15 protein-coding genes are annotated in these 23,602 nt (G+C 74.5%); 3 read left to right on the plus strand and 12 right to left on the minus strand.

Annotated elements, in window-relative coordinates:
* From ACGFIG_RS29930 to ACGFIG_RS29965, 8 genes are all read right to left on the minus strand, one after another.
* Positions 1–5,195 (minus strand): amino acid adenylation domain-containing protein (locus ACGFIG_RS29930; RefSeq protein ID WP_393008592.1); only part of this gene is annotated, 5,195 nt, incomplete at its 3' end.
* Complete coding sequence (locus ACGFIG_RS29935; RefSeq protein WP_393008594.1) at positions 5,192–10,204, minus strand: amino acid adenylation domain-containing protein; 5,013 nt, start codon at positions 10,202–10,204, stop codon at positions 5,192–5,194. The genes ACGFIG_RS29930 and ACGFIG_RS29935, both read right to left, overlap by 4 nt.
* 65 nt (positions 10,205–10,269) lie before the next feature.
* The gene (locus tag ACGFIG_RS29940) at positions 10,270–10,476 is read right to left on the minus strand and encodes an MbtH family NRPS accessory protein (RefSeq protein WP_091630399.1); all 207 of its coding nucleotides are present in this window, start codon (positions 10,474–10,476) and stop codon (positions 10,270–10,272) included.
* Positions 10,473–11,510, minus strand: coding sequence for a 2,3-diaminopropionate biosynthesis protein SbnB (sbnB, locus tag ACGFIG_RS29945; RefSeq protein WP_393008596.1), 1,038 nt, complete (start codon positions 11,508–11,510; stop codon positions 10,473–10,475). Before sbnB ends, ACGFIG_RS29940 begins: the two co-directional genes overlap by 4 nt.
* Positions 11,504–12,484: a 2,3-diaminopropionate biosynthesis protein SbnA gene (gene sbnA / locus ACGFIG_RS29950; RefSeq protein WP_393008598.1), complete on the minus strand. Its 981-nt coding sequence runs from the start codon at positions 12,482–12,484 to the stop codon at positions 11,504–11,506. The genes sbnB and sbnA overlap by 7 nt, the downstream gene beginning before the upstream one ends.
* Positions 12,485–12,582: 98 nt before the next feature.
* Entirely contained in the window at positions 12,583–13,944 is a 1,362-nt protein-coding gene (locus tag ACGFIG_RS29955; RefSeq protein WP_393008599.1) for a condensation domain-containing protein, read from the minus strand.
* The gene (locus tag ACGFIG_RS29960; RefSeq protein ID WP_393008601.1) at positions 13,941–14,180 is read right to left on the minus strand and encodes an acyl carrier protein; all 240 of its coding nucleotides are present in this window, start codon (positions 14,178–14,180) and stop codon (positions 13,941–13,943) included. Before ACGFIG_RS29960 ends, ACGFIG_RS29955 begins: the two co-directional genes overlap by 4 nt.
* Before the next feature lie 24 nt (positions 14,181–14,204).
* Positions 14,205–15,152: a beta-ketoacyl-ACP synthase III gene (locus tag ACGFIG_RS29965; RefSeq protein ID WP_393008647.1), complete on the minus strand. Its 948-nt coding sequence runs from the start codon at positions 15,150–15,152 to the stop codon at positions 14,205–14,207.
* A gap of 187 nt (positions 15,153–15,339) precedes the next feature.
* On the opposite strand from ACGFIG_RS29965, the gene ACGFIG_RS29970 reads away from it, so the two are divergent.
* Positions 15,340–16,173: an SDR family NAD(P)-dependent oxidoreductase gene (locus ACGFIG_RS29970; protein ID WP_393008603.1), complete on the plus strand. Its 834-nt coding sequence runs from the start codon at positions 15,340–15,342 to the stop codon at positions 16,171–16,173.
* Here ACGFIG_RS29970 and fabG read toward each other — a convergent pair.
* From fabG to ACGFIG_RS29990, 4 genes are read right to left on the minus strand one after another with little or no spacing between them, the layout of a single operon-like run.
* Positions 16,145–16,891 (minus strand): 3-oxoacyl-ACP reductase FabG, encoded by a 747-nt coding sequence (gene fabG, locus ACGFIG_RS29975; protein ID WP_393008605.1) that lies wholly within the window; start codon positions 16,889–16,891, stop codon positions 16,145–16,147. The genes ACGFIG_RS29970 and fabG overlap by 29 nt on opposite strands.
* Positions 16,888–17,415, minus strand: a complete 528-nt coding sequence (locus ACGFIG_RS29980; protein ID WP_393008607.1) for a 3-hydroxyacyl-ACP dehydratase FabZ family protein — start codon at positions 17,413–17,415, stop codon at positions 16,888–16,890. The genes fabG and ACGFIG_RS29980 overlap by 4 nt, the downstream gene beginning before the upstream one ends.
* 5 nt (positions 17,416–17,420) lie before the next feature.
* A complete protein-coding gene (locus tag ACGFIG_RS29985) occupies positions 17,421–17,777 on the minus strand; it encodes a hypothetical protein (RefSeq protein ID WP_393008609.1) in 357 nt (118 codons plus the stop codon).
* Positions 17,778–17,819: 42 nt separating this feature from the next.
* Positions 17,820–19,652 (minus strand): BTAD domain-containing putative transcriptional regulator, encoded by a 1,833-nt coding sequence (locus ACGFIG_RS29990; RefSeq protein WP_393008611.1) that lies wholly within the window; start codon positions 19,650–19,652, stop codon positions 17,820–17,822.
* 306 nt (positions 19,653–19,958) lie between these two features.
* Here ACGFIG_RS29990 and lanM point away from each other — a divergent pair, with 306 nt between their 5' ends.
* Both lanM and ACGFIG_RS30000 read left to right on the plus strand, forming a co-directional pair.
* A complete protein-coding gene (gene lanM, locus ACGFIG_RS29995) occupies positions 19,959–23,225 on the plus strand; it encodes a type 2 lanthipeptide synthetase LanM (RefSeq protein WP_393008613.1) in 3,267 nt (1,088 codons plus the stop codon).
* A gap of 92 nt (positions 23,226–23,317) precedes the next feature.
* Entirely contained in the window at positions 23,318–23,557 is a 240-nt protein-coding gene (locus tag ACGFIG_RS30000) for a hypothetical protein (protein WP_393008615.1), read from the plus strand.
* The last annotated feature ends 45 nt before the right edge of the window (positions 23,558–23,602 follow it).

Raw genomic sequence — 23,602 nt, forward strand, 5'->3', positions numbered from 1 at the left:
CACCGCACATGATTCGCCAACCCCCGGTGCGACACCTGCACACCCTTCGGCCGCCCCGTCGACCCCGACGTGAAAATCACATACGCCAACTCGTCGAGATCCGTGGCGCGGGCCGGCAGCGGTGCGTCCGTCTCGGCGATCTCCTCGACGCGCACCACCTGCACCCCGACCGGGGCGAACCGGTCGGCGTACCGCTGCGAGGTGACCGCGACCCGGGCACCCGCGTCGGCGAGCATCGCCGCGATGCGACCCGGCGGATACGACGGATCCACCGGCACGAACGCCGCCCCCGCCTTCCACACCCCCAACATCGACGCCACCAACTCCACACCCCGGTCCAACAGCACACCCACCACCGCACCGGCACCCACACCCCGGGCGGCCAGCCAGCGGGCGACCTGCCCGGCCCGGGCGTCCAGGCCCACGAAGTCGATCCCCGCGCCGCCCGGCACCGACACCGCCTCCGCCGACGGCACCTCCGCCACCCGCGCCTCGAACTCGTCCAGCACCGAACGCGACACCGGCGCCACCACCGACACCCCGTCGGCCAGCAGCACCGACACCTCACCCGCCGGCAGACACACCACCGACGCGTCACCATCCACATCGGCCACCATCGCCTCCAACACCGCCCGGTACATGCCACCGAGGCGGGCGACCTGCGGCACGCCGAGGTGGCGAAGGTTGGCCTCCAGCGTGAGGAAGCCGAGCCGGCTGATCACGCCGAGCGGGAACTCGTTGGGGCTGTCGTCGATCGAGTCGGCGTAGTCGATCTCATCGGTGTCGATCTGGTGGAAGTCGTGGAAGCTGAACCGGACGTCGAGCATCCGGCCGCCGTCGCCGACCTCGCGCTGGAGCACCGGGAGCGGGTACCGGCGGTGCGGCCACGCCTCCAGTTCCCCGGCGAACGTCCGTGCGATCAGCTCCCGCCAGGTCCGCGCGCCCGTGTCGTGCACGAACGGCACCGTGTTCAGGTGCATGCCGTAGACGCGGTCGGCCCCGGCGACCTCGGGGCGGATGTTGCACACCAGTCCGGTGAAGAACGACTCCGCGTCGGTCAGCTGGCTCATCACCTTCAGGTGCGCGGCCAGCATCACCGACTTGAACGGCACGCCGGTCTGGCGGGCCAGCGCCCGCAGGCCCGGCTCCAGGTCGTGCAGCGGCACCCAGTGGTCGTACTGGGCGCCCGCCTCGGCGGTCGGATCGCCCCAGCCCTCGGGCAGCACGAACCGGTCCCGGCCGGCGACCCGGTCGTGCCAGAAGGCGCGGTCCGTCCCCTCGGCGGTGGAGCGCAGCTCGGCGGCGACCGCGTCGGCGAAGCGCACCGGCGGCTCCGGGCGCGGCTCGACCGGCAGCCCGTCGCGGATCCGGTGGTACGCGCCGACCAGCTCCATCATGAGCGAGTGGTAGCTCCAGCCGTCCATGATGGGGTGGCACTCGGTGAGGGTGAGCCACCAGCTGCCGTCCGCGCAGACCCGCGCGTGCAGCCGGAACAGCGCCGGCCGGGCGAGGTCGAACATCTCGGCCCTTTCGGCGGCGATGAAGTCGCGCAGCTCCCGCTCCAGGCCGGCCCGGTCGGTGGCGCGCGCCCGGTCCATGCCGACGGGCATCTCGGCGGTGGCGTGCACGAGCTGCATCGGCACCGAGTAGCCGGTCAGGTCGAACGACGTACGCAGCACCTCGTGCCGGCGCACCAGCAGCGCGGCGGCCTCCCGGAACGCGTCGAGGGAGAACTCGCCGGCGTCGGGGATGCGGTAGGTGGTGGCGTTGAGGTAGTGGTTGTGCTCGTCGGCGAGCATCTCCGCGAGCATGCCGAGCTGCACCTGGGTGCAGGGGTACGCGTCGACGACGCCGTCGGGCAGCGCGGCGCGGTCGGCCTCGCCGATCAGGGCGAACGGCGCGACGGCCGGCTCCTGGGCGGCCGGGGCGGGGCGGCCGGTGAGGAACTCCGCCAGCTCGGCGATGGTGCGCCGCTCGAAGAGGTCGCGCACCTGCACGTCGAGGCCGGCGGCCCGGATGGCCCCGGCGAGCGCGACGGCGCGGATCGAGTCGCCGCCGACGTCGAAGAAGCCGTCCTCGACGCCGACCCGCTCCAGGCCGAGCAGCTCGGCCCAGATCGCGGCGAGCCGCTCCTCCACCTCGGTACGCGGCGCCACGTAGGGCCGGTCGGTGGCGGTCAGCGTACGGTCGGGGGCGGGCAGCGCCCGCTTGTCGAGCTTGCCGTTGACGGTCAGCGGCAGCCGGGCCAGCGGCACGAACGCCGACGGGATCATGTACTCGGGCAGGGTGCGGGCCAGCGCGGCGCGCACCTGCCCCGGCCGGGGCAGTTCCGCCTGCTCGTCGACGACCGAGTACGCCACCAGCCGCCGGTCGCCGGGGGTGTCCTCGCGGACGACGACCACGGCCTCGCGTACCCCGGGCAGGGCCGCGATGGCGGCCTCGATCTCGCCCAGCTCGACCCGGTAGCCCCGGATCTTCACCTGGTCGTCGATGCGGCCGACGAACTCCAGGCTGCCGTCGGCGCGCCGGCGGGCCAGGTCGCCGCTGCGGTAGAGCCGGGCGCCGGGCGGCCCGAACGGGTCGGGCACGAACCGCTGGGCGGTCAGCTCGGGCCGGTTCAGGTAGCCCCGGGCCACGCCGGGCCCGCCGACGTGGATCTCGCCGGTGACGCCGACCGGCACCGGGTTGCCGTACGCGTCGAGCAGGTGGATGCTCAGGTCGGCCAGCGGGACGCCGATCGGGTTGGCGGCGCCGGCCAGGTCCTCCGGGCCCACCTCGTAGTAGGTGGCGTGCACCGTGATCTCGGTGATGCCGTAGAGGTTCAGCAGCCGGGGCGCGGCCAGCCCGCGCCGGGCCACCCAGGGGCCGAGGTCGGCGTACTCGAGCTTCTCGCCGGCGAAGACGACCGCGCGCAGCGCGAGCCGGTCGACGCGGGGGTCGCCGTCGCGGGCCAGCCCCACCAGGCCGCGGAACGCCGTCGGGGTCTGGTTGAGCACCGTGACCTGCTCGTCGACCAGCAGGTCGAGCAGGTCGCCCGGGGAACGGGTGACCTCGCGGGGCACCACCACGAGCCGGCCGCCGTACAGCAGGGCGCCCCACAGCTCCCACACCGACACGTCGAAGGCGTAGGAGTGGAACAGCGGCCACACGTCGGCGGGGCCGAAGTTCAGGTCGTCCTGGACCACGGTCATCAGGCGCAGCACGTTGGCGTGGGTCAGGAAGACGCCCTTGGGGCGGCCGGTCGAGCCGGAGGTGTAGATGACGTAGATCAGGTTCTCGGGGTCGACGGCGACGCCCGGGTCGGTGCCGGGCCGCCCGGCGATCCGCCCGGCGTGCTCGGGGTCGTCGAGCACCACCACGGTGCCGTCGAAGTCGGCGAACCGGGCCCGGTGGGTCCCGGTGGTCACCACGATCCGCGCGCCCGCGTCGGCGAGCATGAACTCGAGCCGGTCGGCGGGGACGCCCGGCTCCACCGGCAGGTACGCCGCCCCGGACTTCAGCACGCCCAGCAGGGTGGGCACCAGTTCCGCGCCGCGGTCCAGGCAGACCGCGACCAGCCGTTCCGGGCCCGCGCCGAGGGCCCGCAGGTCGTGCGCCAGCCGGTTCGCGGTGGCGTCCAGTTCGGCGTACGTCAGGCGCGTCGCGCCGGCCACGACGGCGGTCGCGCCCGCGTGGGCGGCGGCGGTGGCGGCGAAGGCGCCGTGCACGGTGCCGGTCACCGGCGCGGCGGGGCGCACCGGCGCGGGCGTCGCCGCGGCCAGCTCGGCGGCGTCGAGGATGCGCAGCGCGGAGATCCGGGCGTGCGGGTCGGCGCCGACGTGCTCCAGCAGCCGGCCGAGGTGTTCGGCCAGCCGCCGCACCGTGGCCTCGTCGAAGAGCGCGGTGGCGTACTCCAGGTGCCCGCGCAGCCGGCCGTCGGCGCCCTCGACGACGTGCAGCTGGAGGTCGACCTTGGCGACCCGGGTGGGCAGCCAGAGCGTCTCGGCGGCGAGGCCGGCCGGCCAGGTGCCGCCGGGAGCGTCGTCGCCGAGGGTGAAGGCGACCTGGTAGAGCGGCGTGCGGGAGAGGTCCCGCTCCGGTTCGAGCTCGTCGACCAGCAGGGCGAACGGCACGTCGGCGTGCGCGAAGGCGTCCCGCACCGTGGCGCGGTTGGCGCGCAGCAGGTCGGCGAAGGACGGGTCCCCCGTCCAGCTGCCCCGCAGGACGAGGTTGTCGATGCCGTACCCGACCAGGTTGCGCAGCTCGGCGCGGTCGCGTACCGACGTCACGCTGCCCACGGGGATGTCGGTGCGGCCGGTGTGGCGCGACAGCAGCGCCTGGAAGGCGGTCAGCAGGGTGACGAAGAGGGTGGTCTCCGCGTCGCGGGCGATCTCCCGCAGCGCGGCGGAGAGGTCGGCGGAGAGCGCGAACGGCACCGAGGCGCCCCGCCAGTCGCGTACGCGAGGCCGGGGCCGGTCGGCGGGCAGCTCCAGCGGGGCGAGGCCGGCGAGCCGGTCGCGCCAGTGCTCCAGGTGCCGCTCCAGCAGCTCGCCGCGCAGCCGGTCGCGCTGCCACGCCGCGAAGTCGGCGAACTGGACCGCCGGCGGCTTCAGCGGCGACCGCTCACCCCGGACGTACGCGCCGTACAGCTCGGCCAGGTCGCCGAGGAGCACCGCCGTGGAGGGCGCGTCGCAGGCGATGTGGTGCAGCACCAGCACCAGCAGGTGCTCGGTGGGGCCGAGCCGCAGCAGCGTCGCCCGTACCGGCCACTCGGTGGCCAGGTCGAAGCCGGTGGCGGCCAGCTCGGTCATCGCCTCGGTGGCCCGGTCCTCCCGTTCGGCCTCGGCCACCCCGGAGAGGTCGACCAGCGGCAGCTCCCGCGGGCGGGGCTCGTCGACGACCTGCACGGGCGTCAGGTCGGCCATGGCGTAGCGGGTGCGCAGGATCTCGTGCCGGGCGATCAGGGCGTCCCACGCCCGGGCCAGCGCGGCCCCGTCCAGCGGCCCGCGCAGCCGCAGCGCCGAGGAGACCAGGTACTCCGGGCTGGTGGGGTCCAGCCGGTTGAGGAACCACATCTGCTGCTGGCCGAAGGAGAGCGGCAGGTCGCCCGAGCGGTCGACGGTCGGGATCCCGGCGCGCCGGCCGGCGGCCCGGCCCGCCAGCCGGCGTTGGACGAACGCCTCGCGCAGGTTCGGCTGGTTCGCGGTCGAGGTCATGCCTGGTACTCCTTGGTCTGCCGCAGGTCTTCGGTCAGGTCGGCGTCGGAAAGCGCGTCCACCTCGGCCCGGATGAGGTCCTCCACCGCGCCCGCCATCGCCTCGACGGTCGGGTGCTCGAAGACGAGCCGGAGCGACACGTCGAGGTCGAACTCCTCCTGGAGGCTGGCGACCAGCCGGCCCGCGAGGACGGAGTGCCCGCCCATGGCGAAGAAGTTGTGCCGTACGCCGACGGGCACGCCCAGCAGGTCGCTCCAGATCTCGCAGAGGCGTTCCTCGACGACGGTGCGCGGCGCGACGAGGGCGTCCTCGGCGCCGGCCGCACCGGTCGACACCGCGCGGGAGAGCAGGGCGAGCAGGGCGGCGCGGTCCACCTTGCCGTTGGCGTTGAGCGGGATCTCGGCCACCGGCACGAGCAGGCTGGGCGTCATGTAGTCGGGCAGCAGCCGGGCGCAGTGCGCGGCCAGGTCGGGCGCCTCGCCCCGGTGGAAGGCGACCAGCCGGTCCTCGTGGACGATGACCACGCACTGGGCCACGCCGGGGTGTTCCTCGACGACCGCGCGGATCTCGCCGAGTTCGATGCGGTAGCCGCGTACCTTGACCTGGTCGTCGACGCGGCCGACGAAGTCCATCACCCCGTCGGGGCGCATCCGGACCAGGTCCCCGCTGCGGTAGAGCCGGCTGCCGGGCGGCCCGTACGGGTCGGGCACGAACTTCTCGGCGGTCAGGTCCGGCCGGCCGGCGTAGCCGGTGGCCAGGCACTCCCCGCCGATGCACAGCTCACCGACCACGCCGACCGGCAGCAGCCGCAGCGCGTCGTCGAGCACCCGGACGGTGGTGTTCGCCATCGCCCGGCCGATCGGCACGATGTCGGTGGTCTGCGGCGTCTCGACCGGGTGGGCCGTCATGATCACGGTGGTCTCGGTCGGCCCGTAGCTGTTGGTGAGGCCGCCCGGCCCGAGCCGGTCCAGCCACCGGTTGGCGATCTCCCCGCGCAGCGCCGCCCCGGCCGTCCAGATCAGACCGGAGAGCTGGCCCGCCTGCTCGTCGTCGAGCTGTTCGGTGAGCAGTTCCAGGTGCGGCGGGGTCATGATGAAGCGGTCGAACGGGCCGGCCTTGACGAGCAGGGCGCCCAGCTCGGCGATGTCGAGGGCGGCGGGCAGCAGGGTCACCGACTGTCCCGAGACCAGCGGGCTGAACAGGTTGGGAATGGACAGGTCGAAGGCGATGGTGGTGAACAGCGGCGCGCCGTCGCCCTGCCCCGCGCGCGTACCCCGGTCGCCGAGTGCCTCGGTCTCGACGGCGCAGGCGAGGAAGTTGGTCACCGCCCGGTGCGGCAGCAGCACGCCCTTGGGGCGGCCGGTCGAGCCGGAGGTGAACAGCACGTACGCCGTCTCGGCCGGGTCGGTGTCGCGCTCCGGCCGGTCGGTGGGGCCGGCGCAGACCATCAGCCGGTGGGTGTCCACGTGCAGGGTCGGCACGGTGAACCGGGGCGCGTACGCCGCCTGGGTGACGCCCAGCCGCACGCCGGCGGTGGCGAGCATGTGCGCGATCCGCCCGGCGGGGTACGACGGGTCGAGCGGCAGGACGGCCGCTCCCGCCTTCCAGGTGCCGAGGATCGCCGCGACCAGGTCGACGCCCCGGTCCAGCAGGACGGCCACCACCGCGCCCCGGGCGACGCCCGCGTGCCGCAGGTGGTGGGCGAACTGGTTGGCCCGGTCGTCCAGCGCCGCGTAGGTGGTGGTGAGGTCGCCGTGCCGCAGCGCCACCGCGTCGGGCGTCCGGCGGCGCTGGGCCTCGAAGAGGTCGCAGACAGTGGCGGCGGTGCGGGGCATGGTGGGCCCGTGCACCTCGTGCAGGAGCAGCTGACGCTCGTCGGGCGTGAGCAGGTCGAGGTCGTCGAGCGGGGTCGCCGGCTCGGCCACGGCCGCGGCGAGCAGCCGGACGAAGTGCTCGGCCATCCGCCGGACGGTGGGCTCGTCGAACAGGGCGGTGGCGTACTCCAGGCTGCCGGCCAGGGTGCCGTCCGGGCGGGGCCAGACGTGCATGGTGAGGTCGGTCTTGGCGACCCGGGCCGCCCGGCGCAGGGCTTCCAGCAGCGTCTCGTCGTCGGTCGACTGGCCGGTGATGCCGCCCTCCTGCACGTTGAGCATCACCTGGTAGAGCGGGGTACGGGAGAGGTCACGCACGTCGACGAGGTCGTCGACGACCCGCTCGAAGGGCAGGTCCTGGTGGGCGAGGGCGGCCAGGGCCTGCGACCGGACGGCCCGCAGGGCCGCCTCGAACGGCGCGGACGGGTCCAGGGTGCAGCGCACCACCACGGGGTTGAGGAACACCCCGGCGACCTGTTCCGCCTCGGCGGGCCGCCGGCCGGAGGTGGGCGCGCCGACGGCGACGTCCCACTGCCCGCTGTAGCGGGCCAGCAGCGTGGCGAAGCCCGCCAGCATGGTCATGAACGGGGTCGCCGAGCAGCTCCGGCCGAGCGTGGTCAGCTGCTGCGCGAGCTCCGCGGGCACCTCGAACTCGACGTGCGCGCCGCGCGGGTCGCGTTCGGACGGCCGGGGCCGGTCCAGCGGGAGGGCCAGCTCGGGCACTCCGGCCAGGTGCTCGCGCCAGAAGCCGAGTTCCCGCTCGACCAGCTCGTCGGTGAGGTACCGGTGCTGCCAGGTCGCGTAGTCGGCGTAGTGCACCGTCAGTTCCGGCAGGTCGGGCTCCCGGCCGGCGGCCCCCGCCGCGCAGAGTTCCCGCAGGTCGCGCTCCAGGAGCGCGGCGGTGCTCGCGTCGGAGGCGATGTGGTGCAGTGCCACGAGCAGCAGGTGGTCCGCGCCGGCCGAGGTGACCAGGGTGGCCCGCCACAGCGGCCCGGTACGCAGGTCGAAGCCCTGGCGCAGCTGCGCGTCCACGAGGTCGACGAGCGGGGCCTCGGCCGCGTCGACGACCGTGAGCTCGACGGGGCCGGGCGGGTCGACGCGCTGCTGCGGCTCGCCGTCGCGGGTCAGGTAGCGGGTGCGCAGCGCCTCGTGCCGGGCCTCGAGCGCGGCCAGCGCCGCCCGTACGGTGTCGGGCGCCAGCGAGCCGGGCAGGCGCAGGTAGAGCGGCACCACCCACTCGGGGCTGCCCGGGTGCAGCTGGTCCAGCAGCCACAGCCGCCGCTGGGCCGGGGAGAGCGGCAGCGCGCCCGTACGGGGCACGGGGACCACCGCCGACGTCGCGGGGGCGTCGTCGGTCAGCAGGGCGGCCTGCGCCTCGACGGTGCTCGCCGCCAGCAGGTCCCGCAGCCCGATCCGTACGCCCGACTCGGCGGCGAGCCGGCTGGCGAGGCGGACGGTCACCAGCGACGACCCGCCGAGCTGGAAGAGGTCGTCGTGCACGCCGACGCGCTCGACGCCGAGCAGCTCCTGCCAGAGCCGGGCGACCAGTCGCTCGGCGTCGGTACGCGGGGCCAGGTAGGCCGTGCGGTCGGCGGTCTCCACCGGCGGCAGCGCCGCCCGGTCCACCTTGCCGCCGGTGGTGAGCGGAAACTCCGCCACCGGCACGAACACGGCCGGCACCAGGGGCTCGGGCAGCCGGTCGGTCAGGAAGGAGCGCAGCTGCGCGGCGGTCAGTGGGCGGCGGCTGGCGACGTACGCGGCCAGCCGGGGGCTGCCGCCGGGTTCGGCGAAGCCGACGACCACCGCCCGCCGGACGTCGGGGTGGGCGGCCAGCGCGGCCTCCACCTCGCCCGGCTCGATCCGCACCCCATTGATCTTGAGTTGGTCGTCGGTGCGGCCGACGAACTCCAGGCTGCGGTCCGAGCGCCACCGGACCTGGTCGCCGGTGCGGTAGAGCCGCGCGCCGGGCGGCCCGTACTCGTCGGGGACGAACCGCTCGGCGGTCAGGTCGGGGCGGCCGAGGTAGCCGCGGCCGAGCCCGGCCCCGCCGACGTAGAGGTCGCCGACCACGCCGATCGGCACCGGCCGCCGGTTGGCGTCCAGCACCTGCAGGCGCAGGTTGTCCAGCGGCCGGCCGATCGGCACCGGGCCGGTGCGCTGGGCCAGGTCGACCTGCTGGGCGGTGACGTCGATGGCGCACTCGGTCGGGCCGTAGGTGTTCCAGACCCGCACCCCGGGCACCGCCGCGAGCCGCTGGCACAGCTCGGCGTGCAGCGGCTCGCCGGCGGAGAAGACCAGCCGCAGCGAGGTGCACCTCGGCCAGTCCGGCTCCTCCGTCACCAGGTTCAGCACCGACGGCACGCCCTGGAGCACGGTGGCCCCGGTCCGGATGACCGCCGCCACCAGGGCGGCCGGGTCGCGTTCGGCGCCGTCCGGGGCGAGCGCCACCGTCGCCCCGCAGATCAGCGGGGCGAAGAACTCCCAACCGGCCGCGTCGAAGCTCACCGCGGTCTTCTGCAACACCCGGTCCGCCGGCGACAGGCCGTGCTGGCGGACCGTCCAGGCCACCCGGTTGCCGATGGCCCCGTGGGTGACGACCACGCCCTTGGGGCGGCCGGTCGAGCCGGAGGTGTAGATGACGTACGCGGCGTTGTCGGGATCGATCCGTACCGGCGGCGCGGTGTCCGGCCCGGCCTCGATCCGGGACCGGTCGGCGTCCAGGCAGACCACGTGCGACGGCCCGGCCAGCCCGTCGTCGCGCAGGTCGGCCTGGGTGAGCACGACGTTCACCCCGGTGTCGGCGACGATCCACCGCCGCCGGTCCACCGGGTGCGCCGGGTCCAGCGGCAGGTACGCGCCGCCGGCCCGCCACACCCCGAGCAGGGCGACCACGAGGTCGACGCCCCGGCGCAGGTGCACGCCGACCGTCGACTCGGGACCGACGCCCAGCCCGACGAGGTGCCGGGCGAGCTGGTTGGCGCGCCGGTCCAGCTCGGCGTAGCCGACCCGGACGTCGCCGGCGAGCACCGCGGTCGCGTCGGGCGTCGCCGCGGCCTGGCGGGCGATCAGGTCCGGCAGGACGACGGGGTCGGCCGTGCCCGCTCCGGCGGCCGGCAGGGTGGACGAAGGGGTGCTCATCGGGGTGCTCCTCCGGGGTGGGGGTCGATCGCGGACGGCCGGGGGTCACGCCTGCCGGGGGTCCGTCAGACGGACGCGCCGTCCATCCGCAGGCGCAGGCTCTTCGGCCGCATGTCGGTCCAGAGCTCGTTGATCCGGCTGAGGCACTGCTCACGGGTGCCCTCGGTGCCCTCGGCACGCCAGCCGGCCGGCAGCGCCCGGTCGCTCCACCAGATCGAGTACTGCTCCTCGTCGTTGAGCACCACCAGGTAGCTGCGGTCGTCGTCGCTCATGTCGTCTCCCTCGTGGGTTCGGCGGCCGCCACGGCGGCGGCCGCTACGGGTGTGAAGTCGTCGATCCGCACGCCGAGGCCGCGCTCGGCCGCCGCGCGGCGGACGTGTTCGGCCAGCGCGATGTCCAGCACGCCCAGCCCGAACGGCGAGACCACCACCGGCCCGGGCACGTCAGCGGGGGGCAGTGCCGCACCGCCGGCCAGCCGGCCGATGGTGGTGTGGATGAAGTCCCGGCCGCCGGTGAGCTGCTCGGCGAGGTGCAGCGAGGTGCGCTCGCGGCACACGTGGTCGGGGTCGTCGACGACGTTGCGGGCCGCCAGCACCGACCGGGGGTGCAGGTCGCGCAGCGACAGGTGCAGCACCACGCTCTCCGGCTGGCAGGCCGTCAGCTCCAGGTGCGGTTCGCTGGCGGTGGTGGCGATCGAGACCAGTCGGTGGGCGGCCAGCGCCCGCTCGGCGCTCGCCGCCACGCTGATCGTCGTGGCCGGCAGCAGGGCCGCCGCGCGGGCGGCGAACGCCTCGGCCCGGCGCGGGTCGGCGTCGTGGAGCACCAGGGAGGCCGGCGGCGCCAGGGCCACGGTCAGGAAACGCAGCACCTGCTCGTTGATCAGCCCGCAGCCGATCAGCGCCAGGCCGTCCGGGGGACGCTCGGCGGTCAGCAGCTGCGCGGCGAGGGCCGCGCCGGCCGCGGTCCGCCGGGCGGAGACGACCGATCCCTCGATGACCGCCTCGGGCCGGCCGGTCTCGAGCGAGTTGAGCACGATGGCGGCGCTGGCCCGGTCCAGGCCCCGTTCGATGTTGGCCGGGAACGAGGAGATCCACTTCATGCCGGCGGCCGGCGGGTCGGCGCCCAGGTACGCGGGCAGGCCGATGATGCGGTTGCGGGCGTCGTCGGGGAAGCGCAGGAAGACCGAGTGCGGCAGGCTCGTGCGGCCCTGCTCGTGCAGCAGGTACGCCTGCCGGACGAGGTCGATGACCCGGACCTCGTCGCCGTCGAGCACGTCCCGGACCACGGCATGGCCGATGATCAGCATTTGTCGCCCTTCCACAGGTGGCTGACCTCGCCGAACTGTTCGGTCACCCAGCGATCGGAGTAGATGGTGTCGAGGTAGCGGTCGCCGTTGTCCGGGAAGATCAGGACGCTGGTGCTGCCCGCGGGCAGGTCCGCGATCCGGCGCCGCAGCGCGGCCACCGTCGCGCCGGAGGAGCCGCCGGCGAGGATGGCCTCCCGCACGGCCAGCAGCCGGCAGCCGACCACGCAGTCGAGGTCGGAGACGTGCAGCACCTCGTCCGGGCGGGCGTTGGCGGCCAGCGGGGGCACCACGGACGCGCCGTGCCCGGGGATCAGCCGGGGCGCGGGCGGGTGGCCGAAGATCGCGCTGCCGACGGCGTCGACGGCGACGATGCGGGTGGAGTGGCCGTTCTCGCGCAGGTAGTCCGCGCAGCCGACCAGGGTGCCGCAGGTGCCGGTGGAGCAGAACAGGTAGTCGACCCGCCCGTCCAGCTCGGTCATGATCTCGGCCATGGTCTGCCGCTGCGCCCCGGCGTTGAGCGGGTTGGTGTACTGGTCCGGACGGTAGGCGCCGGGCACGGTCTCCACCAGCTCGCGCACCCGGCGTCGCCGGACCGCCAGGTACTCGCCGGTCACCGGGTCGGGGTGCTCGATCATGTCGATCTCGGCCCGGTACGCGGCCAGCACCGCCAGGTTCTGCCGGGTGGTCTTCGGGTCCACCACGCAGATGAAGCGGATGCCGAAGTACGCGCAGATCTGGGCCAGGCCGATGGCGAGGTTGCCGGAGCTGGACTCCACCACCACGGACCGTCCCGGCACCAGTTCACCGGACTCGATCTTCCCGCGCAGCATGTTCAGCGCCGCCCGGTCCTTGATGCTCCCGCCCGGATTGAACTGTTCGAGTTTCGCGTACGCCCGGGCGGGAAACTCGGGAAACAACCGGTCCAGGCGCACCAGGGGCGTGTTGCCGACCGTGGAGAGAATTCCCTGATCCATTTCAACCCCCTCTCCGGGCTGACGGAAGGTCGCCCGCAACCACCGTGCGGGCGCAGTGCGGCACCGCGTCGACGACGGGCGCCGGGTGAGCGGTCCGCTCAGCTCATGCCGAGTTCGAGCAGCAGCCGCTCGTCGGCGTCGCCGGCGAGACTGGCGTCGGCCACCGACGCGGCCGGGTCGGCGCACGCCGCGCCGAGCAGGGCCAGGTACTGGTCGAAGAGCCGCTCGACGGTGGCGCGGTCGAGCAGGTCCCTGTCGTAGTTGAACTCGGTACGCAGGGACAGGTCGGGCATCTGGTGGATCGTCACGGCGAGGTCGAACTGCCCCTCGTCGTACGGCACCACCAGCTGGCGGACCCGGTGCCCGACGAATCCGTTGCTGGTGTCGGACAGGGTGTCGCCGTGCTGCCGGGTGAGCAGCGTGATGGTGACCCGCACCAGCGGGTCCCGGTCCCGGCGGGCCGCCTGGACCAGGGGGAACGGGTAGGCGGCGCGCGCCACCCCGTCCGAGAGCTGCCGTCCCGCGCCGGAGATCGCCGCCGCGAACGTGGTGTCCGGGGCGAACGACGAGCGCAGCACGACCGGATTCACCAGCATCCCGACCACCTCCCGCAGTGCCCGTCCCCGCCGCAACGAGACCGGGCAGCCGATGGTGAACTCGCGCTGCCCGGTGCACCGGTGCAGCAGCGCCTCGAAGACGCCGAGCAGGACGCTGAACGGGGTGACCGCCAGGGCGGCGGCCGTGGCGCGTACCTGCCGGGCGACGTCGTCCGGCAGCATCCGCGCCACGGCCGCACCCCGGTACGAGCGGGTGGCGGAGCGGGGCCGGTCGGTGGGCAGGGTGGCGGCGGTGGCCCCGGCGCAGGTGCGGGCCCAGTGCTCGGCCAGTTCGGCGCGCCGGGGGCCGGCCAGCATGGCCTGCTCCCGCGCGACGAACTCGTCGTAGCTCGGTCGCGTCGGCCAGTCGACCGTGCCCCCACCCCGCAGCACCCGGTACGCGTCGCCGAGGTCCCGCCAGATCAGGTACTGCGAGAGCCCGTCGGTGGCGATGTGGTGGATGACCAGGACCAGCGCGCAGTCCGTGCCCCGCCGCAGCAGCACCGCCCGCAGGGGGCCGTCGTCTTCGAGCCGCAGCGGCCGCTCGCCGACGGCGTGGATCAGCGTACGCAGCGTCGCGTCGTCCACATCGCCGACGTCGCGGATCTCGACCACCCCCGGACCGCGGGGGTCCACCAGCCGCACCGGCCCCGCGTCGGTCTCGGTGAACCGGGACCGGAGCAGGTCGTGCCGTTCCTGCACGGCGACGAGGGCGGCCCGCAGCGCGTCGATGTCGAGGACCGGCTCGGCGAGCACGGCCGTCACCACGTTGCTGGTCGAGCTCTCGGGCGCGAGTCGGTACAGCGCCCACTGCGCGGCCTGACCGACGGACAGCTCCCGGGCGTCCCCGTCGCCGGCGTTCACTTGGCCGCGAGCACGAAGTCGGTCAGGTCCCGGACGCGGACGAAGTTGCCGACCTCCTCGTCCGGCACCTCGATGTCGAAGTGCACCTCGGCGGCGCCTAGCAGGTCGACCAGCTTGAGCGAGTCGAGGCCCAGGTCCACGAAGGTGTCGTCGGCGGAGATCGGCCGGTCCGGCTGCTCGGTCATCAGCTTTCGGGTCAGCTGCTCGACGTCGGCAGCCACCTGGTCAACGGTCATGTCAGTGTCCTTTCCAGAGGGTGTTCAGGGCATCCGGACGATCTGGCCGGCGTAGGCGAGGCCGGCGCCGAAGCCGAGCAGCAGCGCCTTGTCGCCGGGCTTGGTCCGGCCGCTCTCGTGCAGCCGGCTCAGGGCGAGCGGCACCGAGGCCGCCGAGGTGTTCCCGGTGTCGATGACGTCCCGGGCGACCTTCTCCTCCGGGATCTCCAGGATCTCGGCGAGCTGCTCGATGATCCGCAGGTTCGCCTGGTGCGGCACGAACCAGTCGATCTCCGACAGGTCGATCCCGGCGCGGGCGCAGGCCTCCCGCGCGACCGGGGGGATGTTCTTGGTGGACCACCGGTAGACCAGCGGCCCGTTCATCGAGGCGTACTCCTTGCCGTCCCTGGCCCACTTCGTGCCGAGGATCGGGGCCCGGCGGCCGTCGCTGCCCCAGACCACGGGGCCGATGCCCTCGGTTCCGGAGCGGGAGATCACCGCGGCGCCCGCGCCGTCGCCGAAGATGACGTACGTCGCCGGGTCCTCGGGGTCGATGAACTCGGTGAGGTGCTCGGCGCCGATGACCAGCACGTTGCGCGCCTCGCCGAGGCGCACCGCGTTGGAGGCGACCGACACCGAGTAGGCGAAGCCCGCGCAGGCGGCGTTCAGGTCGAACGCGCCGGTGGCCGGGATGCCAATGCGGTGCGCGACCTCCGGCGCACCACCCGGGATCCGGTCCCGCTTGGTGGCGGTCGCCAGGATGAGCAGGTCGACCTCGGACGGGTCGACGTTCGCCATCGCCAGCGCCTTCGCGCCGGCCTCGGCCGACATCACCGGCACGGTCTCGCCCGGGCCGGCGCTGTGCCGGGTCTTGATCCCGGTGCGCTCCTCGATCCACTCCGTCGTCACGTTCGTACGCAGTGCGATGTCCGGGTTGGTGACCACGCGGGTGGGCCGATAGGCGCCGAGCCCGGTGATCGCCGAACCGAAGATGCTCGACATCGTTCTCCCTTCGTCAACCCGGCCGGCAGCCGTGTCGAGGACTGCCGGGAGAAAGGCTCGGGCTGCCGCCTCATAGCTTCTCTACATATCGACGCGGCATAGGAATGCCATAGCCGGCGGAGGAATCCTGCGTCGGGCGCGGACCGCCGAGGCCCGAAGACCGATCGGAAGGGCCAGGATGAGAGAGTTCACTGACCGGGTGGCGGTGGTCACCGGCGCCGGCTCCGGCATCGGCCGCGCGCTCGCCGTCGAGCTGGCCGCCCGGGGCGCCGGACTCGCCGTCTCCGACGTGGACGACGAGGGGCTGCGGGAGACCGTACGCCGCTGCGCGGCGTTCGAGGGCCAGGTGCACGGTTACCGGTTGGACGTGACGGACCGGGCCGCGGTGCTGGCCCACGCCGAGCGGGTCGAGGCCGACTTCGGCCGGGCCGACCTGGTCGTCAACAACGCCGGGGTGACCCTGCTCGCCTCGGTCACCGACGCGACCTGGGAAGACCTCGAATGGGTGATGGACGTCGACTTCTGGGGGGTCGTGCACGGCACCCGGGCGTTCCTGCCGCTGCTGACCGCCTCGCGTGGCCGTCTGGTCAACGTCTCCAGCGTGCTGGGGCTGGCCGGCGCACCCATGCAGAGCGGGTACAACGCCGCCAAGTTCGCCGTCCGGGGCTTCACGGAGGCGGTGGCGCGGGAACTGCGGGCCGACGGGGTGCCGGTCGGGGTGAGCTGCGTGTACCCGGGCCGGATCAGGACGAACATCATGCGCAACGCCCGCAACGACGGGCTGCGCGACTACCAGGCGGTCCGGGAGCACTTCGAGCGCTCGGTGGCCGTCACGCCGGAGCACGCCGCCCGCGCCATCCTGCGCGGGGTGGCCCGCAACCGGGCCAGGATCCTGATCGGAGCGGACGCCTACCGCACCGACTTCCTGACCCGGCTGCTCGGCCCCTGGTACTCCGGGGTCACCGGCGACGGCCGGCGGCCGGTCACATCGCGAGGCCGCCGTCCACGGTGATCACCTGGCCGGTCAGGTACGAGGCGCGCGACGAGAGCAGGAACGAGACCACCTCGGCGATCTCCTCGCTGCGCCCGACCCGGCCCAGGGCCACCCGGTCCCGGGCGACGGTCTCCAGCTCGTCGGAGAGCGCGGCGATCATGTCGGTGTCGATGTAGCCCGGCGCGACCACGTTGGCCCGGATGTTGTACCGGCCGACCTCCTTCGCCAGCGCCTTCGTGAAACCGATGACCCCGGCCTTCGAGGCGGAGTAGTTGGTCTGCATCGGGTTGCCGGCCACCCCGGACACCGAGGAGACCGTGACGATCGACCCGGCGCGCCGGCGCATCATCCGGCGGATCACCGCGCGGCACAGGTGGTAGGTGCCGTCCAGGTTCACCCCCATGACCGCGCGCCAGTCGGCGTCGGCCATCAGGGCCAGCGGTCTGTCCCGGATGATGCCGGCGACGCTGACCACCGCGTCGGGGTCGCCCAGTTCCCGCTCGGTGGTCGACACGAAGTCCCGGACCGCCGCGGCGTCGGAAACGTCGACCATCATCGCCAGGACGCGCCCACCGTCCCGGGTCGCCTCCGCGACGACCTCGTCGGCGGCGTCCTTGCTGGACTGGTAGCACATGGCGACGTCGTAGCCGTCGCGAACCAGCTGGCGGACCACCGCCCGGCCGATCCCCCGCGAGCCTCCGGTGACCAGGGCGACGGGCCGCCCGCCGGCGCTCACCGCGTCGCCCCGGAGGCTGTCGCCGCCGGCACCGCCCCGGCGGGTTCCTGCGGACCGGTGGTCGCCACCACGGCCGCCTGGCGGTTCGCCGTGTCGAGGGACGCCCGCAGCGACTCCACCGAGCGCATCGCCCCGACGAGCCGGCCGACCCGCAGCACCACGGTGTCCCCGACCACGCTGTCGCCGGTGACGAAGGCGGTGTCGGCGACCAGTCGGTTCATGGTGACCCGGTGTTCCACCGTCTCCCCGGGCAGCACCGGCCGGCCGAACCGGATGTGTTCGAAGACGCCGGCCACCGGCACGCCGTCGGTCAGCACGTCCGGCATCGGCCGGTCGTGTCGGATCAGCACCAGCGCCGCCTGCCCCCAGGACTCCAGCAGCAGCGACATCGGCAGTGGCCGGTCACCGGTGACGGTGAAGGAGCCCACCAGCCGCCGCCGGGACACCAGCTCGGTGACCCGGTCGACCAGCAGCATCGGTGGCCGGTGCGGGACGATCCGTTTGATCTCCTCGATCCCCATCATGGCGGTCACTCCTCGCTCGCGAAGCGCAGCAACACCTCGGCGACGGGCACGGCGGCGACGGCGACCTCGCCCCGCCACAGTTCGCCGTCGCGGTGGATCGTGATGACGAGTTCGTCGTCGCCCCGGAAGGGCAGCAGGAAACGGCAGCTGACGATCTCGGTCAACACCAGCTCGGGGGCCACGGCGCGCACCGCCCGGTACACGAACTCGAAGATGTGCACCCCGGGCAGCAGCGGGAATCCGGGGTAGTGTCCGGCGAAGACCGGATCGTCGAGGTCGGGGCGGATCCGGGCCACGACCGTGTCGTGGGCGACCTGCTCCACGTCGACGGGCACGGCCGTCGCGCAGTCGCTCGTTGTCACGCTTTTCACCCCGTGACCGTGCGGCCACCAGCTATATCTTCTCTACACCGCCACCGGCTCGGTGCCCACCGCCCGCAGCGCCCCGGCGCCGGCCACCAGCATCCGGTCGGCCTGGTCGGCCTTCTCCCGGGCGAAGACGCGGACCAGGTCGTGGAAGCGGAAGCGCTGCCGCCGGCCACCGTCGGACTCGACGATCTCCAGCAGCCGGGCGTCGACCAGGTTCTCCCCCACCTCCTCGCCCGCGTGCCGCGACACGCCCAGCACCTCGGCGGTGCACCAGCTCGGAAAGGCCGGCGTGCGCAGCAGCGCCAACCGGCGCAGGGCGAGCTGGCCCAGGTCGGCGAGCTGGTGGTAGCTGCTGTCCAGCCGTTCCCGGACGTCCATCGTGCCCAGCCGGAGCTCGTCCAGCCGGTACCGCTCGTCGGCGAGCCGGTCCGCCAGGTAGCCGAGCGACCAGTGCGGGCGCGCCAGCAGCCGCGATCCGGCGACGCGAACGCCGAGCGAGAGCCGACCGCACAACTCGACGATCCGCCCGGCCGCGTCGGCCTCCTCGGCGACCCGCCGCTCCCCGACGATCCGCCCGAGCAGCGCGAGCGCCTGTTGCCGGTCCAGGGTGCCGACCTCGATCGACGTGGCGCCGGCCAGCTCGGGCATCCGCAGCCGGCTGGTGACGATGACCTGGCAGCCGGGGTCGCCGGGCAGCAGCGGGCAGACCTGCGCGTAGTCCGCCGTGCCGTCGAGCATCACCAGCAGCCGCCGGCCGGCGAGCTGGCTGCGGTAGAGCCGGACCCGTTCGTCGAGACCCTTCGGGATCGCCGCCTCGGCGTGGCCGAGACTGCGCAGGAACCAGCCGAGCACGTCGTACGGCTCGACGGCGTTGCCCCGGGCGCGGCCGAGGTCGGCGTAGAGCTGGCCGTCGGGGAAGGCGCCGCGGGTGAGGTGGGCCGCGTGCAGGGCCAGCGTGCTCTTGCCGACGCCGGCCATCCCGGTCACCACGGCGACCGCCGGGCGGGCCTTCGGCTCGGCGGTCAGCACCCGCAGCAGCCCGCTCAGCTCCTCCTCGCGGCCGGCGAAGTCACCGACGCCGGGCGGGAGCATCGCGGGCCGTACGCCGTGCCAGCTCCGCTCCGCGACGACCGCCGGGGCGGGCGGGCCGGCCAGGATCGCCCGGTACGCCTCGGTGAGCATCGGCCCCGGATCGACGCCCAGCTCGTCGGCCAGCACCCGGCGGCCCTCGTGGTAGACGGCCAGCGCGTCGGCCTGCCGGTCGCAGTGCAGCAGGGCGGTCATCAGCTGGCCCCGCAGCCCTTCGTGCAGCGGGTGCTCGGCGACGAGCTGGGTGATCTCGGGGACCAGCCGGACGTGCCGGCCCAGCCGCAGGTCGGCTTCGATCCGGCTCTCCAGGACCGCCATCCGCAGCTCCGCCATCCGGTGCGTCTCGGCCGCCGCGAGGTGCTCGGTCACGTTGGACAGCGCGGGACCGCGCCACAGCGACAGGGCGGCGTGCAACCGCTCGGCGGCCTCGGCGTACCGGCCGTCGCGCAGGGCCTCGCGCCCGACCTCGGCCAGGCGCTCGAACTCGTCGAGGTCGAGCCGGGCGGTGCCGATGCGGATCTGGTACCCCGACCACTGCCGGACGATGTCCACCTCGGCGCCGAGGTACTTACGCAGCCGGGAGACGTAGTTGTAGAGCTGGGCGGCGAAGGTGGCCGGCGGGCGCTCCCCCCAGAGCAGCCCGCACAGCCGGGTGTCCGGCACGGTACGCCCCTCGGCGAGCAGGAGCGCCGCGAGCACGGTCCGCTGCTTCGCGCCGTCCAGCGCCACTTCCGCGTCGCCCTTCCACGCCCCCACCGGCCCCAGTACCCGAAACTCCATCCCCAGCTCCGTTCATCGCGCCGCCCCGGGTAGACAGTCGTCCGAAGACTCATCGGCACCGGCAGCGTCCGCATGCGTGAGCGACACTCAATTTCCTGCGGATGTCACGCTGGCCGTTCAATTGATCACTTTTAGTGACTAGGATGGGGCTGTCGCGTACGGAACGGGAATCCCCGGCCGACGCGGCCCGCCCCGCCGTCCCGGGGCCCCGGCAGGTCCGCGCGCACCCCCGCAGCCAGCACCGGGACACGAATGTGGGTAGTTTCCACTCATGAACTCCGCGCCCCGCTCTGGCACCTTGCAACGGTGACTTCGACTCTCCCGGCCGGCGCCACCGAGCACGCCCGTAGCGGCGTACGGCTGGCCCCGCACTGGTGGGCGTCGGGGCTCGCGCTGCACGAACGCGTGCCCGGGCCGGTCGCCGGCACACCGGGCCGGCCTCCCGCCGACGCACCGCCGGAGGCGGGCGGCGCGGCAGGCGGGCCCGGCAGCGACGACGCACGCGGCACGGGCGGCCCTGCCGCAGCCGATCATGCCAGCGGCGCGGACGTCGAGCGGAAGCTGGCCCGGTGGCGGGCCGGGCACGGGCCGGGCCTCGCGGCGCGACTGGCCGAGGTCGGCCTGGACGAGGCGGGGCTACGCGACCTGCTGGCCGAGGATCCGGCCGCGCTCGCCGCCAGGACGACCCGTCCGCAGTGGGCACAGACCGTCGAGGCGGCGCTGGCCGCCGCGGCGACACCCCGGCCGCCGGCCGACCCGGCCGACTGGCGTGCCGCCCTCACCGCGCCCCTGCGACCGTTCGTCGACGTCGCCGCCGACCAGTTCCGCGACGGCGCCCGCCGGCTCGCGACGCGGCAGATGGTCGACCTGGCCGCCCTCACCGACCGGTTCGCCACCGCGCTGGATCACCGGCTGCTCGCCGTCGCGGCCCGCACGCTGGTCTCGGAGCTGCACCGGCGCCGCGCGGCCGGCCTGCTCGCCGGTGCCGACAGCCGGGCCCGCTTCGCTGACTTCGCGGCCCAGCTCCGCGAGCCCGCCGGGCTGGCCGAGCTGGTCGAGCGCCGTCCCGTGCTCGCCCGCCTGCTGGCGCAGGCCGGCACGACGGCCGCCCGGTCCGGGCTGGAACTGCTGACCCGGTTCCTCGCCGACCGCGACGAGCTGGTGGCGACCCTGCTCGGCGGCGACGACCCGGGACCGCTGGTCGCGGTCCGCAGCAACCTGGGCGACGCGCACACCGGCGGCCGTACGACCACGGTGCTGCGTTTCGCCGACGGTCGACGTGTCGTCTACAAGCCGCGCGAACTGGCCTCCCAGGTCCACTTCACCGCGTTCGTCGACTGGCTGGAGCGGCGGACGCCGGGGCTCGGGCTGCGCGGGGTCGCCGCCCTGACCCGACCCGGCTACGGCTGGTCGGAGTACGTCGACGCGACGGCACTGAGCCGCCCGGAGCAGGCGGACGACTTCTACCGCCGGCAGGGCGCCCTGGTCGCGCTGCTGCACGCGTTGCACGCCACGGACATGCACTACGAGAACCTGATCGCCGCCGGTGACACCCCGGTCGTGGTGGACACCGAGACGCTCTTCCACCCCGCGCTGGGCGAGGCGGCGGGCACCGGCGACCCGGCCGCCGACCTGCTGGCCGCCTCGGTGCACCGGACCGGCCTGGTACCGGTGATCGTCGTGGGCGACCAGGGGGCGATGGACCTCTCCGGCGTCGGCGGCGACCACGGCGGGACCGCGCCCGTCAGCGCCCTCGACTGGGCCGACCCGGGTACCGACCGGATGCGGCTGACCCGCCGGGCCGTCGACTTCGTCGGCGGGCGCAACCGGCCCCGCGTCGGCGACGCCGTGGTCGACCCCGGCGCCCACGAGCCGGCCCTGCTGGCGGGGTTCCGGCTGGCGTACGAGACGATCCGGGCCCACCGGGGCGAGTTCACCGAGCTGGTCGCCGCCTGCGCCGACGTCCCCGTACGGCTGGTGGCCCGCCCCACCTCGGCGTACCACGGCCTGCTCACCGAGACCACGCACCCGGACCTGCTCGGCGACGCGCTGGAGCGCGACCGCGCGTTCGGCGTCCTCTGGGCCAGCGCCGCCGGGCACCCGTTCCTCGCCCAGTTCCCACGGCACGAGGCCGTGGCGCTGTGGGCGGGCGACGTACCGCTGTTCGAGGGCACCCCGGGCAGCCGGACCGTCCGGGTCGCCGGGGGCGGTGAGCCGCTGCCCGTGCCGCTGGCCCGCCGGGGGCTCGACACGGCGCTGGAGAAGATCGCCGCGCTGGGCGAGGCCGACCGACGGCACCAGGAGTGGATCGTCGCGGCGACGCTGGCGACCCGCCGACCCGTCGACCGCCGGCACACCGGCACCCCGACGTCCCGGCCGGTCGGCGAACCATCCGCGTCGCCGGAGCGCCTGCTCGCCGCCGCGGTCGCGCTGGCCGACGAGATCGAGGCCCGTGGCGTCACCGGCGCCGACCGGGTCAACTGGCTCGGCCTGGAGCTGGTCGACGACCGGCAGTGGCTCGTCCTGCCGATGGGGGCCGGGCTCGCCAACGGCCACCTCGGGGTCGCGCTCTTCCTCGGCCAGCTCGCCGCGGTGACCGGCACCGCCCGCTACGCCGAGCTGGCCCACCGGGCCGTCGGCGGGGTGCCGGGGCTGTTCCGCCTGCTCGCCGCGCGTCCGGACCTGGTCGCCGCGATCGGCCCCGGCGGGCTGTACGGCCTCGGCGGCATCGCGTACGGGCTCGCCCGACTGTCCACCCTGCTGGCCGACCCCGGGCTCGCCGGGCAGGCCCGCGCGGCGGTCGACCTGGCCGCCGCCGCCAGCACGGGATCGTCGGCCCTCGCGTGGGCCGACGGGGGCGCGGGCTGCCTCGCCGCCATGCACGCGGTGCACGCCGAACTGGACCACGCGCCCGCGGCGTCGCTCGCCCGCGACTGGGCCGACCGGCTCGTCGACGCGGTCGAGCGCGACGACCTGCCGGCGGAGGCCGGCTTCGCCGACGGGGTGGCCGGCATCGGCTGGGCGCTGGGCCGCCACGCCCGCACCGGTGGCGCCCGGTACGCGCGGGCCGCCCGGCGCGCGCTGCGCCGGGCCGGCGCCCCGGACGGCGGCGGGCCGGCGGGGTACGGCTGGTGTCGCGGAGCGGCCGGCCTGGCCCTCGCCCACCACGCCCTCGCCCCCGGCACCGACCCACTCGGCACCGAGCCTCTCGGCACCGACCCATTCGACGCCGGACCACTCGGCACCGAACCTCTCGACGCCGGCGTGCTGCGCCTGCTCACCGACCGGCCGCTGCTCGACGACCTCAGCCTCTGCCACGGCGAGCTGGGCGTCGTCGAGGCGGCGGGCGTCCTCGACGGCGAGGGGTCCGCGACGCGACGGCTGGCCGGCCGGGTCCTCGACGCCGTCGACCGCCACGGGGCGGCCTGCGGAACGCCGGGCACCGTGCCCACCCCCGGTCTGGTCAGCGGCCTCGCCGGCATCGGCTACGGGCTGCTGCGGCTCTGCGGGGTCGGGTCGGTGCCGTCGGCGCTGCTGCTGGAAGCGACCCCTGAACCGCGTGCTGCGGGTTGAGGACGGCCCGGCGAACGACGACGATCTCCAGTGGAGCGGCAAGCTCCGGAAACATCCTACGGATACACGATTTCACACAGGAGGAATGACAGTTGTCCGAGAACCAGCTCCCCTCGTACCGTGCCGACGAGATCGACCCCGCGGCGCCCAACGACGACCCGGCCGGAGCGACGTGGTTGCAGCCCGTCGTGACGTTCGGGATCCGCGCGGCGGCCCTCGCCAGTTTGGTCGTGCCCGTGGGCATGGTGATCGGCGGTCTCGTCGGTGACGGCGGCGCCGCCGTGGCGGACTCTGCGCCCCTGACGACCTGCTGCCCCGAGCGTCCGTTGTGACGATCGGCTAGCCGCCCGGGGGCCGGCGTCGGCGGCACCGCGTTG

Source organism: Micromonospora sp. NPDC049048 (assembly GCF_043197615.1).
In the GTDB taxonomy this organism is placed as follows: Bacteria; Actinomycetota; Actinomycetes; order Mycobacteriales; family Micromonosporaceae; genus Micromonospora.